The organism is Cupriavidus sp. IDO (assembly GCF_000812465.1).
Lineage (GTDB): Bacteria > Pseudomonadota > Gammaproteobacteria > Burkholderiales > Burkholderiaceae > Cupriavidus.
In genome coordinates this window covers 40,444-56,374 of sequence record NZ_JWMA01000055.1, presented here as the reverse complement: position 1 = coordinate 56,374, position 15,931 = coordinate 40,444, and the positions used below count along the sequence as shown (strand labels likewise).

The window sequence follows — 15,931 nt, the reverse complement described above, 5'->3', positions numbered from 1 at the left end:
TGATTCGAGGCGCGACCGCTGGCCGGGGCATGCATGCGCGAGGCATCCGGCGCGGACAAACAAAAAAGCCGCCATCCCTGCAAGACAGGTAAGGCGGCTTCTTCGCGGACCGGCGACACGGCAGGTCCGCTACCGGCCTGTGGCGCGAACCGCCTGGGCCGGGAAGTCGAAACAGCGTGGCATCCGGAATCTGAACTCATTACGGCCCAATGTATCCGAAGGATTTCGGTTTGGCAATCGCTTGCCACGCCACCGTGCTGCGGTGTGTCGCGGCTGCGCCAACGCCACCTGCGGATGGCATCCCGGATCAGAGCCCTTTTACGATTTCCAGGACTTCGTCGACATGATTGGGCACCTTGATGCTGCGCATTTCGTGCCGCAGGATGCCCTTGCCGTCGATGATGAAGGTGCTGCGTTCGATGCCGCGGTACTCCTTGCCATAGAGTTTTTTCATCTTGATGACATCGAACAGCGTGCAGACCGCTTCGTCGGCATCCGAGATCAGCTCGAATGGCAACTCCAGCTTGGCCTTGAAGTTCTCATGCGACTTCATGCTGTCGCGCGAGATGCCGAAGACATGCACGCCAGCCTTGACGAAGTCGTCGTACTGGTCGCGGAAGTTCATGGCCTCGGTGGTGCAGCCGGGGGTGTTGTCCTTGGGGTAGAAGTACAGGACCACCGTCTTGCCGCGCTGGGCGGCGAGGCTGAACGTGGCGCCGCCGGTCATCGGCGCGCTGAAGTCCGGTACGGCCTTGTTGAGACTGACTGTCATGCTTAGTGGCTCCTGGAGGAGGGGGCAGGAATCGGAGAGGGGCTGCCGCCATAGCGCGAGCAGATTGGGGCGCACCGGAAGACTTCAAGCGTGGCGTTGACTCAACTTTCATTGCGGCGGGCGGGCGCCCGCTCCGGCGACGGTTCAGGCGGCCGGGGCTTCGGGTTCGACCAGCAGCACGGCAGCCACCTTGCGGCCCTCGGCCATCAGGATATTGTAGGTACGGCATGCTGCCTGCAGATCCATGGCATCCACGCCCACATGGCGGCCCGTCAGGGAAGCCGTCAGCCGCGGGTGCGGGAAGCGCAGGCGCGAGCCGGTACCCAGCAGCACCACTTCGGGGCCCAGTTCGGCCAGGGCCTCGAAATGGGCCGGTTCCAGGTCCTCGAAACGGCTGACCGGCCACGGCTGGATCTCGCCCTCGGGCATGACCAGCACGGAAGTGGTGTGACGTACCAGGTTGATTTCGATGTATCCCGGCCCGTAGGCGGTGACCGTATTGAGTGTCTGGGGCTGGTCGGCGTGGAGTTTCAATTGGGGGCCTCGGAGGCGCCCGCCGCAGGCAGCCGGTCCGGCCCGCGGGACGGGCGGCCACAGCGCGGGCGGGCAGCGGGTTGGTGGCAGGGCTTGCCGGCCGGTCGCCGGCGTTCTCGGCGCGTGCCTCGGGTGCACGCTGCAATGCAAGAATCCCTGCCGAAGTCTGTCATAATCCGATAAATTATAGCTTTTGCCTCCCCGTCTGCCACGTTCGCGTTGCACCGCAGCGGACGGCGCCCCCGCTTTCGCTCAGGTTCGCCCAGATTCCCTTGTTTGCTGCCGCTGCCGCGGCACTCATTCGCCTCCGCCGACATCGCCGTGAAACCCATCCAGAAATCCAACAAACTCAATAATGTTTGCTACGACATCCGCGGCCCGGTACTGGAAAAGGCCAAGCAGATGGAGGAAGAAGGGCACAAGATCATCAAGCTGAATATCGGCAACCTGGCCGTATTCGGTTTTGATGCCCCGGAAGAGATTCAGCAGGACATGATGCGAAACCTGCCAAATTCGGCAGGTTATTCCGATTCCAAGGGCATTTTTGCCGCGCGCAAGGCGATCATGCACTACACCCAGCAAAAAAATATCCAGGGCGTCGGGCTGGAAGACATCTATGTCGGCAACGGCGCGTCCGAGTTGATCGTGATGTCGGTGAACGCGCTGCTCAACAGCGGCGACGAAGTGCTGGTGCCGGCGCCCGACTACCCGCTGTGGACCGCCGCGGTGAGCCTGTCCGGCGGCACGCCGGTGCACTATATCTGCGACGAGTCGAACGACTGGATGCCCGACCCGGACGATATCCGGGCCCGCATCACGCCGCATACCAAGGCCATCGTCATCATCAACCCGAACAACCCCACCGGGGCGCTGTATTCGGACGAGCTGCTGCTTGAGATCGTCGCCATCGCGCGCGAGCACGGCCTGATCATCTTCGCCGACGAGATCTATGACAAGGTCCTGTATGACGGTCACACCCATACCTCGATCGCCTCGCTGTCGACCGACGTGCTCACGGTGACCTTCAACGGCCTGTCCAAGAATTACCGGTCGTGCGGCTACCGCGCGGGGTGGATGGTGGTCTCGGGCGACAAGCGTCCGGCGCTCGACTATATCGAGGGCCTGAACATGCTGTCGTCGATGCGCCTGTGCGCCAACGTGCCGGGCCAATGGGCGATCCAGACCGCGCTGGGCGGCTACCAGAGCATCAACGACCTGGTTGCGGAAGGCGGGCGCCTGCGCCGCCAGCGCGACCTGGCCTATGAGCTGATCACCGCCATCCCGGGCGTCAGCTGCGTCAAGCCCAAGGCGGCGCTCTACCTGTTCCCCAAGCTGGACCTGTCGATGTACCCGGTGCAGGACGACCAGGAGTTCATCTACGAACTGCTCCAGGAGTCCAAGGTGCTGCTGGTGCAGGGCTCGGGCTTCAACTGGGCCAGGCCCGACCATTTCCGCATCGTATTCCTGCCGCACGAGGAAGACCTGCGCGAGGCCATCAGCCGCATCGCGCGCTTCCTGGAGGCGTACCGAAAACGCCACGGCAAGGCAGCGGCCTGATCGCGGGCCGCGCCGCAACCTCATCCTTAGCAACTCAGAGTCAAACGTTCATGAACCCCATCAAAGTTGGCCTGCTCGGCATCGGTACCGTCGGTAGCGGCACGTTCAACGTGCTCAAGCGCAACCAGGAAGAAATTCGTCGCCGCGCTGGCCGCGGCATCGAGATTGCCATGGTGGCCGATCTCAACACCGAACGCGCCCGCGAGCTGACCAACGGGGAAGTCGAGGTCGTGAACGACGCCAACCTGGTGGTGACGCGTCCCGATATCGATATCGTGGTCGAGCTGATCGGCGGCTACGGCATTGCGCGCGAGCTGGTGCTCAAGGCGATCGAGAACGGCAAGCACGTGGTCACCGCCAACAAGGCGCTGCTGGCCGTGCACGGCAACGAGATCTTCGAGGCCGCGCGCCGCAAGGGCGTGATCGTGGCGTTCGAAGCCGCCGTGGCCGGTGGCATTCCCATCATCAAGGCGCTGCGCGAAGGCCTGACCGCCAACCGCATCCAGTGGATCGCCGGCATCATCAACGGCACCACCAACTTCATCCTGTCCGAGATGCGCGACAAGGGCCTGGATTTCGACGTGGTACTGAAGGAAGCGCAGCAACTGGGCTACGCGGAAGCCGACCCGACCTTCGACATCGAAGGCATCGACGCCGCGCACAAGGTCACGCTGATGAGCGCGATTGCCTTCGGCATGCCGGTGCAGTTCGACAAGGCGCACGTGGAAGGCATCACCAGGCTGTCCGCCATCGACATCAAGTACGCCGAGGAACTGGGCTACCGCATCAAGCTGCTGGGCATCACCCGCCGCCGCGACGATGGCGTGGAACTGCGCGTGCATCCGACGCTGGTGCCTGCCTCGCGCCTGATCGCCAACGTGGAAGGCGCCATGAACGCCGTGCTGGTGCAGGGCGACGCCGTGGGCGCCACGCTGTACTACGGCAAGGGCGCCGGCGCCGAGCCGACCGCCTCGGCCGTGATCGCCGACCTGGTCGACGTGACCCGCCTGCACACCGCCGATCCGGGCCATCGCGTGCCGCACCTGGCGTTCCAGCCCGATGAGCTGTCGAGCGTGCCGGTGCTGCCGATCGAGGAAATCAACAGCTCTTACTACCTGCGCATGCGCGTGGCCGACGAAACCGGCGTGCTGGCCGAGATCACCCGTATCCTGGCCGAGTCCGGCATCTCCATCGACGCGATGCTGCAGAAGGAATCGCGCGAAGGCGAGCCGCAGACCGACATCATCATCCTGAGCCACGTGACGCGCGAGAAGGAAGTCAACGCCGCCATCGCGAAGATCGAGGCGCTGCCGACCGTGCTGTCCGATGTCACGCGCCTGCGCATGGAAGAACTGAACTGAGCGCACGCCCCGGATTCCCATGAAATACCAGTCGACCCGCGGCCATCAGGTGCCGCAAACCTTTTCCGAGATCCTGCTGGGCGGCCTCGCGCCGGACGGTGGCCTGTACCTGCCGACGCAGTACCCGCAAGTCACCGCCGACGAGCTCGAAGCGTGGCGCGAGCTTTCGTATGCCGACCTGGCATTCGAGATCCTGAGCAAGTTCTGCGACGACATCCCGGCCGATGACCTGCGCGCCCTGACGCGCAAGACCTATACCGCCGAGGTGTACTGCAACGCGCGTGAGGGCGACAACACCGCCGACATCACGCCGCTGCGCACGCTGGGCGAGGAAGGCGGCGCGAAGCTGCAACTGCTAGGCCTGTCCAACGGCCCGACGCTGGCCTTCAAGGACATGGCGATGCAGTTGCTCGGCAACCTGTTCGAGTACGCGCTGGGCCGTGCCGGGCTGGAGCTGAACATCCTCGGCGCCACCTCGGGCGACACCGGCAGCGCTGCCGAATACGCGATGCGCGGCAAGCGCGGCATCCGCGTGTTCATGCTGAGCCCGCACCGCAAGATGAGCGCGTTCCAGACCGCGCAGATGTTCAGCCTGCAGGACCCGAACATTTTCAACCTGGCCGTGGAAGGCGTGTTCGATGACTGCCAGGACATCGTCAAGGCGGTCTCGAACGACCTGGAATTCAAGGCGCGCCAGCGCATCGGCACCGTCAATTCGATCAACTGGGCCCGCGTGGTCGCCCAGGTGGTGTACTACTTCAAGGGCTGGCTGCTGGCCACCAGCGGCCCGCGCCAGAAGGTGTCGTTCTGCGTGCCGTCGGGCAACTTCGGCAATGTCTGCGCCGGCCATATCGCGCGCATGATGGGCTTGCCGATCGACAAGCTGGTGGTCGCCACCAACGAGAACGACGTGCTCGACGAGTTCTTCCGCACCGGCGCCTATCGCGTGCGCAAGTCGGCCGAGACGTACCACACCTCCAGCCCGAGCATGGATATCTCGAAGGCATCGAACTTCGAGCGCTTCGTGTTCGACCTGCTGGGGCAGGATGCCGGCAAGCTGGCCGCGCTGTTCCGCGACGTGGAAGACAAGGGCGGTTTCGACCTGTCCGGCACGCCAAAATTCGACCGTATCCGCCAGTTCGGCTTTGTGTCGGGCCGCAGCACGCACGATGACCGCGTGGCGACCATCCGTGACCTGTCGTCGCGCTATGGCATCACCATCGATACCCATACTGCCGATGGCGTCAAGGTGGCGCGCGAGCATCTCAGTCCCGGCGTGCCGATGGTGGTGCTGGAGACCGCGCTGCCGGCCAAGTTTGCCGACACCATCCGCGAGGCGCTGGGTCACGAGCCGGAGCGGCCCGCCCGCTTCGAGGGCATCGAGAGCCTGCCGCAGCGCTTTGAAGTGATGGCGGCCGACGCCAGCCAGGTGAAGGCCTACATCGCCCGTCACACCGGCCTGTAAGCACGCGTTGTCGCCACGGGCACGGCTGCGGCGCCGCCGCGTGCCGTGCCGGCGCCAACTCGTTACAATCAGGCTGCGGGCCCGAACTCCGGCCCCCGGATTGTCTGCCGCGGCATGCTTCGCGGCGGCAATGCGCGGGCCGTTTTTCATGGGCCAACCCTTTTCCACATCGCACCATGACCCAAGCCGCAGCACCTTCCCGTCCCCCGATGCTGACCATGGCCCAGGCGCTTGACGCGCTGCTTGGCGCCGCCCGTCCGCTGGCGCAGGTGGAGCAGGCCGACACGCTCGCCGCCAACGGCCGCGTGCTGGCCGCGCCCGTGACCAGCACGCTGCGCGTGCCGCCGGCAGATAACACTTCGATGGATGGCTACGCCGTGCGTGCCGCGGATATCCCGGCCGCGGGCACGCGGCTGCGGGTGTCGCAACGGATTCCCGCCGGGCATGTCGGTACCGCGCTCGAGCCCGGCACCGCTGCACGCATCTTTACCGGCGGGCTGATCCCGGGGGGCGCCGATGCCGTGGTGATGCAGGAGCAGTGCACCGCCGAGGGCGAGGACGTCATCGTCAACCATGTGCCGCAGTCCGGTGAGTGGGTCCGGCGCGCGGGCGAGGACATCGAGGCCGGCAGCGTGATCCTGCCTGCCGGCACGCGGCTGACGCCGCAGGCGCTGGGTCTGGCCGCTTCGGTTGGCCAGGCAAAGCTGGACGTAGTGCGCCGCGTGCGCGTCGCGGTGTTCTTTACCGGCGACGAACTGGCGATGCCGGGCGAGCCGCTCAAGCCGGGTGCGATCTACAACTCGAACCGTTTCACGCTGCGCGGCCTGCTGGAAAACCTCGGCTGCGAAGTCAGCGACTTCGGCATCGTGCCGGACACGCTGGCGGCAACGCGCGACACCCTGCGGCGTGCGGCACAGGGGCACGACCTGATCATCACCTCCGGCGGCGTCTCGGTTGGCGAGGAAGACCATATCAAGCCCGCGGTGGAAGCCGAAGGGCGCCTCGACATGTGGCAGATCGCAATCAAGCCGGGCAAGCCGCTGGCCTTCGGGCAGGTGAGCAATGCCAGCTCGGATGCGGCCTTCTTCCTGGGGCTGCCTGGCAACCCGGTGTCGAGCTTCGTCACCTTCCTGCTGTTCGTGCGGCCATTCATCCTGCGCCTGCAGGGCGTGGCCGACGTGGCACCGAAACGCCTGCCGCTGCGTGCGGACTTCGATCTGCCCAAGGGCGACCGCCGCAACGAGTTCCTGCGCGCGCGCCTGAACGCCGAAGGCGGGCTGGACCTGTTCCCGAACCAGAGTTCGGGCGTGCTGACGTCCACCGTATGGGGCGACGGCCTGGTCGACAATCCGCCCAACCAGCCGATCGCGCGCGGCGACACCGTGCAGTTCATTCCGTTTGATGGCCTGCTCGGCTGACGGCCGGGTTCAGGACGAGAGAAGTCGTGATGCATATCGAACTCCGATTCTTCGCCAGCGTGCGCGAGCAGCTCGGGCTGGCTGCCGAGCGCGCTGAAGTGCCGCAGGATGTGCGTACCGTAGGCGAGCTGCGGCAATGGCTGCGCAGCCGGGGCGGTGCATGGGCGGAAACGCTGGCCGAAGGCCGCGCGCTGCGCATGGCCGTGGACCACGCTGTTGCCCGCGCCGACACGCCGATTGCCGACGGCTGCGAGGTTGCCTTCTTTCCACCGGTCACCGGAGGCTGACATGAGCGTCAGGGTACAGCGCGAAGATTTTGACCTCGGCGCCGAAGTCGCGGCGCTGCGCGCCGGCCGGCCCGAGATCGGCGCGGTGGCGAGCTTTATCGGCACCGTGCGCGATGTCAGCGAAGGCAGTGCCGTGAGCGCGATGGAGCTGGAGCACTATCCCGGCATGACCGAGAAGGCGCTGGCCCAGATCGAGGCGGCTGCCTGCGAGCGCTGGGCGTTGCTCGGTGTGACCATCATCCATCGCGTCGGCCCGCTGATGCCGCAGGACCAGATCGTGCTGGTCGCGGTCGCATCGGCGCATCGTGGCAATGCCTTTGCCGCCTGCGAATTCATCATGGACTACCTCAAGTCCGAAGCCCCGTTCTGGAAGAAGGAGGAAACGCCCGAGGGCGCCCGCTGGGTCGATGCCCGCGTGACCGACGAAGCGGCGCTGCAGCGCTGGGGCATTCCCTCGCTCAACGCCACTGGCGAGGACGCCGGGGGCAAGGACTGATGGGGCCGCTAGGGTTTGCTGCCGTCGGCGTAGGGGCTGCGCTGGGTGCCTGGCTGCGCTGGGGCTTCTCGGTGATGTGGAACGCGCTGAACCCGGCGCTGCCGTACGGGACGCTCGCGGCCAACCTGCTCGGTGGCTACCTGGTCGGGCTGGCGGTCGGCTTCTTCGATACCCATGCGGGGCTGTCGCCGGAGTGGCGCCTGCTGGCCATTACCGGGTTCCTCGGCGGCCTGACCACGTTCTCGACTTTCTCCAGTGAGGTCGTGACCAACCTGACGGCCGGCGACTTCGGCTGGGCGCTGATGCATCTCATATTGCACCTCGGTGGCTCGCTGCTGCTGACCGTGCTCGGCTTGTGGACCTACCGGGTGCTGGCCTGATCACATAGGGCCACCAGCGCGGCATTGAAGGCCTGCGGGCGTTCCATGTGGGGGCTGTGTCCGGTATCGGCGATGGTGGCAAATCCTGCATCGGGCCGCAGCGCCAGCGTGGCGCGGCCCACCGCCGGCGCGTACAGGCGGCTTCGTTCCCCGTACAGATGAAAGAGCGGCAGTGTTGCCGCGCGCAATGTCTCGCGGAAGTCCTGCCGCGCCATGTCTTCCCACAACGCTGCCAGCGCCACGGCATCGCACTGATCGTTCATGGCTTCGACACGGGCGACAAGTCCGGCGTCCGGCTGCCGGCCGTCCGCCCAGAGCCCGGCCGCGACCGAAGGTGCCAGGCGCCGCCAGTCCTTGCGGATGCGGGCTGCCATCTGGTCGGCTTGCACAGCGTCATAGCGGCCGTACAGGCCATGCGGCCAGTCGGGTCCGGCCACCAGCCGGGGTGTCATGTCGATAGCGCCGATCGCCGCCAGCGGCAGCCCTGGCTCGCTGCGCATCAGCTCCCAGGCGACCATCGCACCCATTGACCAGCCCACGATGATGACATCGCGCAGGTTCAGGTGCTGGATCAGAGCCGCTGTGTCTGCCGCAAGGCTGGCGATGGAGGCAGCCGGGGAGCCGCGCAGGCGCGACAGGCCATGGCCGGCGTGGTCCGGCGCGATGACGCGATAGCCGCTTTCCGCCAGTGCCGCTTGCCCGAGGAAGGCGTCGCCGTTGACCGACCAGCCGTGCAGCAGCAACAGCGGCCACCCGCTGCCGGCTTCGCGCCAGCCGGGCAGGGCGGCGCTGGCCGGGTAATCCACAAACGGCGTGGCGCCGCCCCTGGCCGGTGCCGAGTCTGAAGCATCCAACGGCGTGTCTCCCCATATTTGGGTGGTGCGGAGTGGCCTTGTGCTACGGGTAAGCCATCTATTGACATCCGCGATCCTAACTTTATATCATGAAACATGAATCAGTTATCATGTTTTGCGGCCTTGGATCGCGGCAGGATGGCAGGATCGGCGGCAAGACATCAGTCATTACTTATAAGAGGGCGTTCCCATCACAGGACGCCACAGCGGAGACACGATGTCCCAGACCGAGTCCGGCATTTGCCCGCCCAAGACAGCGCGCGGACAGAAAACGCGCGAGTCGTTGCTGCGCGCCGCAGAGAAGGTGTTCGGCGAGAAGGGCTACTACGTCGCGTCGATCTCTGAAATCACGCAGGAAGCCCAAGTTGCGATGGGCACCTTCTACCTGTACTTCAAGGACAAGGAAGACATCTTCCGGGCGCTGGTCCAGCACATGCTGGAACTGGTGCGCGCCCACCTGCGCAAGCACGTGGCGCCGGCCACCAGTCAGATCGAAGCCGAACGGCTCGGCTTGAAAGCCTTCCTCTCGTTCGTTTCCCGCCACAAGAACCTCTACCGGATCGTGCTCGACTCGTATTCGGTGGACGAGACCATCTACAGCAGCTACTTCCAGGTCTTTGCCGACCTCTACAGCCGCCGGCTCACGCGTGCCGAAGAGCAGGGCGAAGTCACGCCCGGCGACGCGGAAGTGCGCGCCTGGTGCCTGATCGGCATCAGCAACTTCCTGGGCATGCGCTACGCGCTGTGGAAGCGCCCGGCCTCGATGGACAAGGTGGTGGATACAGCCTTCGACCTGATCACGCACGGGCTGCAAGCGCGATGAACCTGCCCGCGAACGGACTGGTGCTGCTGGAGCGGATCGACGGCATCGCGGTGCTGCGGCTGAACCGCCCTGAACGCCACAACAGTCTGGTGCCGGGTTTGCTGGAAGCATTGCTGTCGGCACTCGATACCGTCGAGGCGGATGTCACGATCAAGTCAGTCGTGTTCACGCATGCCGGCCCGAATTTCTCGACCGGCGGCGACGTGGAAGCTTTTGCCGATCAAGGTGACGGCATTGCGGCCTACGCCGACCGCCTGCTCACCCTGCTGAACCGCGCCATCCTGCGCCTGAGCGCATTGCGATGCCCGGTCGTCGCGGCGGTGGAGGGCTGGCTGACCGGGGGCTCGCTCGGGCTGGTGCTGGCCTGCGACATGGCCGTGGTGGCGCAGGGCGTGCGGATCGCGCCCTACTACACAGTGGTCGGGTTCAGCCCTGACGGCGGCTGGACCGCGATGCTGCCCGACCTGATTGGCACGGCCCGCGCGCGCGCCTGGCAGTTGAACAACAACGTGGTGGCTGCCGAAGAGGCGGTGTCGCTCGGCCTGGCGGCCATGTTGTCCCAAACCGGGCAAGCCGAGCCGGCGGCGATGCGCCTGGCCCGCGGGCTGGCCGACAAGGTGCCTGGCAGCGTGGCGCGCACGCGCGGGCTGCTGCGCTGGGAGCCCGAATGGCTCGCCGGGAGGCTGGAGCGCGAGCGGATCGAGTTTGTGGCGCAGGTGGCGAGCGCCGAGACCGCCGCCGGGATGCGCAGGTTTCTGGAGGGTCGTACACGCGCATAGCCGGTCCGGAACGCGTGCCGAGAGTTCGCTGATTGCTGCAGGTTTCAGTCATACAAACAGAAACGAAACCGGAGAGAGGAGACAACCATGCAACGCAAGAACACCGCAACACTTGCCGTGGCACTTGCCGCCGGCCTGCTGGCCGCCGGCGGCGCGCTGGCGAAGGATATCCGCATTGCCCACGTCTATGACAAGACCGGTGCGCTCGAGGCCTACGCCAAGCAGACCCAGACCGGGCTGATGATGGGCCTGGAATACGCCACCAACGGCACCATGACCGTCAACGGCAACAAGCTGGTGGTGATCGAGAAAGACACCCAGGGCAAGCCGGACGTGGCCAAGGCACAGCTGGCCGCGGCGTACAGCGATGACCGCGCCGACATCGCGCTGGGGCCGACCTCGTCGGGCACTGCGCTGGCGATGCTGCCGGTGGCCGAGGAATACAAGAAGATCCTGCTGGTCGAGCCGGCCGTGGCCGATTCGATTACCGGCGACAAGTGGAACCGCTACATCTTCCGTACCGGCCGCAACTCGTCGCAGGACGCCATCTCCAATGCCGTGGCGCTCGACAAGCCGGGCGTGCAGATCGCCACGCTCGCGCAGGACTATGCCTTTGGCCGCGACGGCGTGAAGGCCTTCAAGGGCGCACTGAAGAACGCGAAGATCGTCCACGAGGAATACCTGCCCACCAACACCACGGACTTCACCGCCGGTGCGCAGCGCCTCTTTGATTCGCTCAAGGACAAGCCGGGCCGCAAGGTGATCTTCATCATCTGGGCCGGCGCAGGCAACCCGTTCAAGATTGCGGACCTGGACCCGAAGCGCTACGGCATCGAGATCGCCACCGGCGGCAACATCCTGCCGGCCATGACGAGCTACAAGAGCTTTCCGGGCATGGAAGGCGCCACGTACTACTACTTCGGCATCCCGAAGAACAAGGCCAACGAGTGGCTGGTGTCGAATCACTACAGCAAGTTCAAGTCGCCGCCCGATTTCTTCACCGCGGGTGGCATGACCGCCGGCATCGCACTGGTCGAGGCGCTGAAGAAGACCGGCGGCGATACCGGCACGGAGAAGCTGATCTCGGCGATGGAAGGCATGTCGTTCGATACGCCCAAGGGCAAGATGACCTTCCGCAAGGAGGACCACCAGGCCATGCAGTCGATGTACCACTTCAAGATCAAGGTCGATCCGGCCTTTGCGTGGGGCGTGCCTGAGCTCGTGCGCGAGATAAAGCCCGAAGAGATGAACGTGCCGATCCGCAACCATCGCTGATGAACGTGGACGCAACCACTGCGCGGGCCGCGGCGGCGCCGCAGGGCCGCCCGGTAAGCGGGAAGGGTGCTGCCGCCGGTGCCGGCGTCCCGCCTCTGCTCGAAACGCGCGGCCTGACCATCCGCTTTGGCGGCCATGTCGCCGTCAATGCGGTGTCCTGCGCGTTCCGGCCGGGCGAGCTGACCTGCATCGTCGGACCGAACGGGGCAGGCAAGACCACCTATTTCAACCTGATCTCGGGCCAGCTGCCGCCCACCGCCGGACAGATCCTGCTCGACGGCGAGGACGTGACACGCCTGCCGGTATCGCAGAAGACCCGGCGCGGCATCGGCCGTGCGTTCCAGCTGACCAGTCTGTTCCCGAACCTGTCGGTGCTGGAGAACGTCCGGCTGGCAGTGCAGGCGCGCCAGCAGCGCGGCGTCGACCTGTTCTCGATGTGGACCAGCCATCGCGACGTGCGCGCACAGGCGCAGGCCTGCCTGGAGCGCGTGGCGCTGGCCGACAAGCGGCACCTGCCGGTGGCATCGCTGCCGCACGGCGACCAGCGCAAGCTGGAGGTGGGCATCCTGCTGGCGCTGCAGCCGCGCATCTTCATGTTCGACGAGCCCACCGCCGGCATGAGCGTGGACGAGGTGCCGGTGATCCTCGACCTGATCCAGGAAATCCGGCAGGACCGGAGCAAGACCGTGCTGCTGGTGGAACACAAGATGGACGTGGTGCGCTCGCTGGCCGACCGCATCATCGTGCTGCACAACGGGACGCTGATGGCGGACGGCAATCCGGCCGAGGTGATTGCCTCGCCGATCGTGCAGCAGGCCTATCTGGGCACAATGGAAAGCGATACGGAGGCCTCGCATGGCTGAACCGCAACAGACTCCGGCGCCGATCCTGCGTTTGCGCGACGTACAGACCCATATCGGCCCGTACCACATCCTGCACGGCGTCAGCCTCGACGTGCCGCGCGGCGGCGTGACCATGCTGCTCGGGCGCAACGGCGCCGGCAAGACCACCACGCTGCGCACCATCATGGGTCTGTGGCAGGCCAGCGCCGGCACGGTGGAGTTCGACGGCGCCGACATCACGCGGCGCAGCACACCGGCCGTCGCGCAGGGCGGCATCGCTTACGTGCCGGAGAACATGAGCGTGTTCTCCGACCTGACCGTGGCCGAGAACATGCGCCTGGCCGCCCGCACCGGCGCCATCGACGAACGCCGGCTGGACTGGGTGTTCCGCATGTTCCCGGCGCTGAAGACCTTCTGGCACCAGCGTGCCGGCGTGCTGTCGGGCGGGCAGAAGCAGATGCTGTCGGTGGCGCGCGCCATTATCGAGCCGCGCAAGCTGCTGATCGTCGACGAGCCGACCAAGGGTCTGGCGCCGGCCATCATCAAGAACATGATTGCCGTGTTTCGGGAGCTGAAGCAGACCGAAGTGTCGATCCTGCTGGTGGAGCAGAACTTCCATATGGCGAAGTCGGTGGGCGATACGGTTGCGGTGATGGATGACGGGCGGACGGTGCATGCCGGGACCATGGCGGCGCTGGCAGGTGACGACTCGCTGCAGCAGAAGCTGCTGGGGCTGTCGCTGGCAGCGCACCAGTAACACTGAACCGATTGTTTGCTCCCCTCTCCCGCTTGCGGGAGAGGGGCAGGGGGAGAGGGCAGGCGCCGGCATACCGACACGCATCACTTCGTCGAAGCATCGGCCCTCTCCCCAACCCTCTCCCGCAAGCGGGAGAGGGAGCACACAATCAGCGATTGGGAGCGAACAGCGCGCGGGGAACATACCCAGCCGCAGGACGAGACACATGACAACAACAACGACCCTATCAAGCGCCGCCCCGGCCGACCTGCCGAAGGTCCGGCTCGACTGGACGCCGCTGGCGCTGGCGCCGTTGCTGATGCTGCTGGCCTATCCGCTGGTTGGCAGTGCTTCGACCTGGCTCACGCTGACCATAGCCGGGCTGGCGATGGGCATGATCATCTTCGTGGTGTCCTCCGGGCTGACGCTCGTGTTCGGCCTGATGGACGTCCTCAACTTCGGCCACGGCGCCTTTATCGCGCTGGGGGCCTATGTGGCGGCGTCGGTGCTGCTGCCATTGGTCGGCTGGGTCGAGGCTGACAGTCTGGCGCTGAACCTGGCGGTGTTTGGCCTCGCGATCCTGGCCGCGATGGTAGCCGCCGGCGCCGTCGGACTGTTCTTCGAGCGCGTGGTGGTGCGCCCGGTCTACGGCCAGCACCTCAAGCAGATCCTGATCACCATGGGCGGCATGATCGTCGCCGAGCAGCTGATCAAGGCCATCTGGGGCCCGGAGACCATCGCGCTGCAGGTACCCACCACCTTCCGCGGCGCGGTGCTGCTGGGCGATGCCGCCATCGAGAAGTACCGGCTGATCGCCATGGTGCTGGGGCTGGTCATCTTCATTGTCATGCTGCTGGTGCTCAATCGCACGCGCATCGGGCTGCTGATCCGCGCCGGCGTGGAGAACCGCGAGATGGTCGAGTCGCTCGGCTACCGCATCCGCCGCCTCTTTATCGGCGTGTTCGTGGCCGGCGCCGCGCTGGCGGGGCTCGGCGGCGTGCTGTGGGGGCTGTATCAGCAGAACATCACTGCGGCGATCGGCGCGCAGGTGAATGTGCTGATCTTTATCGTCATCATCATCGGCGGGCTGGGCTCCACCACCGGCTGCTTCGTCGGCGCGCTGCTGGTCGGGCTGATGGCCAACTACACGGGCTTCCTGTTCCCCAAGGTGGCGCTGTTCTCGAACATCCTGCTGATGATGCTGATCCTGCTGTGGCGGCCGCAGGGCCTGTTCCCGGTAGCCAGGCGCTGAGCGAGGCATCCCGACCATGATCCGAATCCTTTCCGGCGACCTGCCGCGCAGCCGAACGCTGACGCTCCTCCTGCTGGTCATCCTCGTGGCCCTGGCCTGTGCGCCGTTCCTGTTCCCCGGTGCGCGCGCGCTGAACATGGCGGCCAAGATCTGCATTTTCGTGGTGCTGGTGGCGAGCTATGACCTGCTGCTGGGCTATACCGGCATCGTCTCGTTCGCGCATACCATGTTCTTCGGCATCGGCGGCTATGGCGTGGCGATTGCGATGTCGCGCATGGAGCCAGGGTGGGGCGCCTTGCTGGCCGGCACACTTGGTGCGCTGGTGGTGTCGGCGCTGCTGGCGTTCCTGATCGGGCTGTTTTCGCTGCGGGTGCGGGCGATCTTCTTTGCGATGATCACGCTGGCCGTGGCGAGCGCCTTTGCCACCCTGGTCTCGCAGCTCTCGGAATGGACCGGCGGCGAGGACGGCCTGACTTTCAAGGTGCCGGAAATCCTGCGCCCGGGCTTCTCGCTGGGCGATGCGGAATGGTTCGGCGTGCCGCTCAACGGCAAGCTGCTGAGCTACTACTTTGTCTTCGTCGGCGCGCTCGTGCTGTTCCTGCTGTTGCTGCGCATCGTCAACTCGCCGTTCGGGCGGGTCTTGCAGGCGATCCGGGAAAATGATTTCCGCGCCGAGGCAATCGGCTACCGGACCGTGGTCTTCCGCACTGTCTCGACCGTGCTGTCTGCCATATTTGCCACCATGGCCGGCGTGCTGATGGCGGTCTGGCTGCGCTACAACGGCCCGGACACCTCGCTGTCGTTCGAAATCATGGTGGATATCCTGCTGATCGTGGTGATCGGCGGCATGGGCACGCTGTATGGCTCGATTATCGGCACGGTGCTGTTCCTGCTGGCGCAGACCTACCTGCAGGACGTCATGAAGCTGGCGAGCGAGGCGGCCGCCGCGGTGCCCCTGCTGTCCGCGCTGCTGCATCCGGACCGCTGGCTCCTGTGGCTGGGTTTGCTGTTCATCCTCAGCGTGTATTACTTCCCGCAAGGCGTGGTAGGCCGCCTGCGCGGTGACAATGCGACGCATGAAGTGGCATCCTGACGATCGA

Annotated in this window: 17 protein-coding genes; 14 read left to right on the top strand and 3 right to left on the bottom strand. The window is 65.7% G+C overall.

Going from position 1 to position 15,931, the window contains the following annotated elements; all coding sequences use genetic code 11:
• Nucleotides 1–307 precede the first annotated feature (307 nt).
• Together RM96_RS17585 and RM96_RS17580 are read right to left on the bottom strand one after the other, a co-directional pair.
• Entirely contained in the window at nucleotides 308–772 is a 465-nt protein-coding gene (locus RM96_RS17585; protein ID WP_039012401.1) for a peroxiredoxin, read from the bottom strand.
• Between the two features lie 144 nt (nucleotides 773–916).
• Entirely contained in the window at nucleotides 917–1,306 is a 390-nt protein-coding gene (locus tag RM96_RS17580; protein ID WP_039012398.1) for an Mth938-like domain-containing protein, read from the bottom strand.
• Between the two features lie 321 nt (nucleotides 1,307–1,627).
• Here RM96_RS17580 and RM96_RS17575 point away from each other — a divergent pair, with 321 nt between their 5' ends.
• From RM96_RS17575 to crcB, 7 genes are all read left to right on the top strand, one after another.
• Nucleotides 1,628–2,863, top strand: coding sequence for a pyridoxal phosphate-dependent aminotransferase (locus tag RM96_RS17575; RefSeq protein WP_039012629.1), 1,236 nt, complete (start codon nucleotides 1,628–1,630; stop codon nucleotides 2,861–2,863).
• 50 nt (nucleotides 2,864–2,913) lie between these two features.
• On the top strand, nucleotides 2,914–4,224 hold the full coding sequence (locus RM96_RS17570; RefSeq protein ID WP_039012397.1) for a homoserine dehydrogenase: 1,311 nt from the start codon (nucleotides 2,914–2,916) through the stop codon (nucleotides 4,222–4,224).
• A gap of 19 nt (nucleotides 4,225–4,243) precedes the next feature.
• Nucleotides 4,244–5,689, top strand: coding sequence for a threonine synthase (gene thrC, locus RM96_RS17565; protein ID WP_039012395.1), 1,446 nt, complete (start codon nucleotides 4,244–4,246; stop codon nucleotides 5,687–5,689).
• Between the two features lie 176 nt (nucleotides 5,690–5,865).
• Nucleotides 5,866–7,107 carry a molybdopterin molybdotransferase MoeA gene (locus tag RM96_RS17560; RefSeq protein WP_039012394.1) on the top strand — a complete coding sequence of 414 codons (1,242 nt, stop codon included), beginning with the start codon at nucleotides 5,866–5,868 and terminating at the stop codon, nucleotides 7,105–7,107.
• Between the two features lie 29 nt (nucleotides 7,108–7,136).
• Entirely contained in the window at nucleotides 7,137–7,394 is a 258-nt protein-coding gene (gene moaD, locus RM96_RS17555; protein WP_039012392.1) for a molybdopterin converting factor subunit 1, read from the top strand.
• 1 nt (nucleotide 7,395) lies between these two features.
• Complete coding sequence (moaE, locus tag RM96_RS17550) at nucleotides 7,396–7,890, top strand: molybdopterin synthase catalytic subunit MoaE (protein ID WP_039012391.1); 495 nt, start codon at nucleotides 7,396–7,398, stop codon at nucleotides 7,888–7,890.
• Nucleotides 7,890–8,270, top strand: coding sequence for a fluoride efflux transporter CrcB (gene crcB / locus RM96_RS17545; RefSeq protein ID WP_039012628.1), 381 nt, complete (start codon nucleotides 7,890–7,892; stop codon nucleotides 8,268–8,270). Before moaE ends, crcB begins: the two co-directional genes overlap by 1 nt.
• Here the strand turns inward: crcB and RM96_RS17540 are convergent.
• Nucleotides 8,252–9,124 carry an alpha/beta fold hydrolase gene (locus tag RM96_RS17540; protein WP_063925994.1) on the bottom strand — a complete coding sequence of 291 codons (873 nt, stop codon included), beginning with the start codon at nucleotides 9,122–9,124 and terminating at the stop codon, nucleotides 8,252–8,254. The genes crcB and RM96_RS17540 overlap by 19 nt on opposite strands.
• 217 nt (nucleotides 9,125–9,341) lie before the next feature.
• Here RM96_RS17540 and RM96_RS17535 point away from each other — a divergent pair, with 217 nt between their 5' ends.
• The 7 genes from RM96_RS17535 (at nucleotide 9,342) to RM96_RS17505 (ending at nucleotide 15,924) form a co-directional block, all read left to right on the top strand.
• Nucleotides 9,342–9,947, top strand: coding sequence for a TetR/AcrR family transcriptional regulator (locus tag RM96_RS17535; protein ID WP_039012388.1), 606 nt, complete (start codon nucleotides 9,342–9,344; stop codon nucleotides 9,945–9,947).
• Nucleotides 9,944–10,726: an enoyl-CoA hydratase/isomerase family protein gene (locus RM96_RS17530; protein WP_039012382.1), complete on the top strand. Its 783-nt coding sequence runs from the start codon at nucleotides 9,944–9,946 to the stop codon at nucleotides 10,724–10,726. The genes RM96_RS17535 and RM96_RS17530 overlap by 4 nt, the downstream gene beginning before the upstream one ends.
• Nucleotides 10,727–10,813: 87 nt before the next feature.
• Nucleotides 10,814–12,001 (top strand): substrate-binding domain-containing protein, encoded by a 1,188-nt coding sequence (locus RM96_RS17525; RefSeq protein WP_039012381.1) that lies wholly within the window; start codon nucleotides 10,814–10,816, stop codon nucleotides 11,999–12,001.
• Entirely contained in the window at nucleotides 12,001–12,864 is an 864-nt protein-coding gene (locus tag RM96_RS17520) for an ABC transporter ATP-binding protein (RefSeq protein ID WP_202966743.1), read from the top strand. The genes RM96_RS17525 and RM96_RS17520 overlap by 1 nt, the downstream gene beginning before the upstream one ends.
• Nucleotides 12,857–13,600 carry an ABC transporter ATP-binding protein gene (locus tag RM96_RS17515; RefSeq protein ID WP_039012380.1) on the top strand — a complete coding sequence of 248 codons (744 nt, stop codon included), beginning with the start codon at nucleotides 12,857–12,859 and terminating at the stop codon, nucleotides 13,598–13,600. The genes RM96_RS17520 and RM96_RS17515 overlap by 8 nt, the downstream gene beginning before the upstream one ends.
• A 205-nt stretch (nucleotides 13,601–13,805) precedes the next feature.
• The gene (locus RM96_RS17510; protein ID WP_039012379.1) at nucleotides 13,806–14,831 is read left to right on the top strand and encodes a branched-chain amino acid ABC transporter permease; all 1,026 of its coding nucleotides are present in this window, start codon (nucleotides 13,806–13,808) and stop codon (nucleotides 14,829–14,831) included.
• Nucleotides 14,832–14,847: 16 nt separating this feature from the next.
• Nucleotides 14,848–15,924, top strand: coding sequence for a branched-chain amino acid ABC transporter permease (locus tag RM96_RS17505; protein WP_039012377.1), 1,077 nt, complete (start codon nucleotides 14,848–14,850; stop codon nucleotides 15,922–15,924).
• Nucleotides 15,925–15,931: the final 7 nt, after the last annotated feature.

Excerpts from the sequence above, each read along its gene's own strand:
- RM96_RS17585 (WP_039012401.1), bottom strand. The coding sequence starts at position 772 with ATGACAGTCAGTCTCAACAAGGCCGTACCGGACTTCAGCGCGCCGATG.
- RM96_RS17570 (WP_039012397.1), top strand. The coding sequence starts at position 2,914 with ATGAACCCCATCAAAGTTGGCCTGCTCGGCATCGGTACCGTCGGTAGC.
- thrC (WP_039012395.1), top strand. The coding sequence starts at position 4,244 with ATGAAATACCAGTCGACCCGCGGCCATCAGGTGCCGCAAACCTTTTCC.
- RM96_RS17560 (WP_039012394.1), top strand. The coding sequence starts at position 5,866 with ATGACCCAAGCCGCAGCACCTTCCCGTCCCCCGATGCTGACCATGGCC.
- moaD (WP_039012392.1), top strand. The coding sequence starts at position 7,137 with ATGCATATCGAACTCCGATTCTTCGCCAGCGTGCGCGAGCAGCTCGGG.
- moaE (WP_039012391.1), top strand. The coding sequence starts at position 7,396 with ATGAGCGTCAGGGTACAGCGCGAAGATTTTGACCTCGGCGCCGAAGTC.
- crcB (WP_039012628.1), top strand. The coding sequence starts at position 7,890 with ATGGGGCCGCTAGGGTTTGCTGCCGTCGGCGTAGGGGCTGCGCTGGGT.
- RM96_RS17535 (WP_039012388.1), top strand. The coding sequence starts at position 9,342 with ATGTCCCAGACCGAGTCCGGCATTTGCCCGCCCAAGACAGCGCGCGGA.
- RM96_RS17530 (WP_039012382.1), top strand. The coding sequence starts at position 9,944 with ATGAACCTGCCCGCGAACGGACTGGTGCTGCTGGAGCGGATCGACGGC.
- RM96_RS17525 (WP_039012381.1), top strand. The coding sequence starts at position 10,814 with ATGCAACGCAAGAACACCGCAACACTTGCCGTGGCACTTGCCGCCGGC.
- RM96_RS17520 (WP_202966743.1), top strand. The coding sequence starts at position 12,001 with ATGAACGTGGACGCAACCACTGCGCGGGCCGCGGCGGCGCCGCAGGGC.
- RM96_RS17515 (WP_039012380.1), top strand. The coding sequence starts at position 12,857 with ATGGCTGAACCGCAACAGACTCCGGCGCCGATCCTGCGTTTGCGCGAC.
- RM96_RS17510 (WP_039012379.1), top strand. The coding sequence starts at position 13,806 with ATGACAACAACAACGACCCTATCAAGCGCCGCCCCGGCCGACCTGCCG.
- RM96_RS17505 (WP_039012377.1), top strand. The coding sequence starts at position 14,848 with ATGATCCGAATCCTTTCCGGCGACCTGCCGCGCAGCCGAACGCTGACG.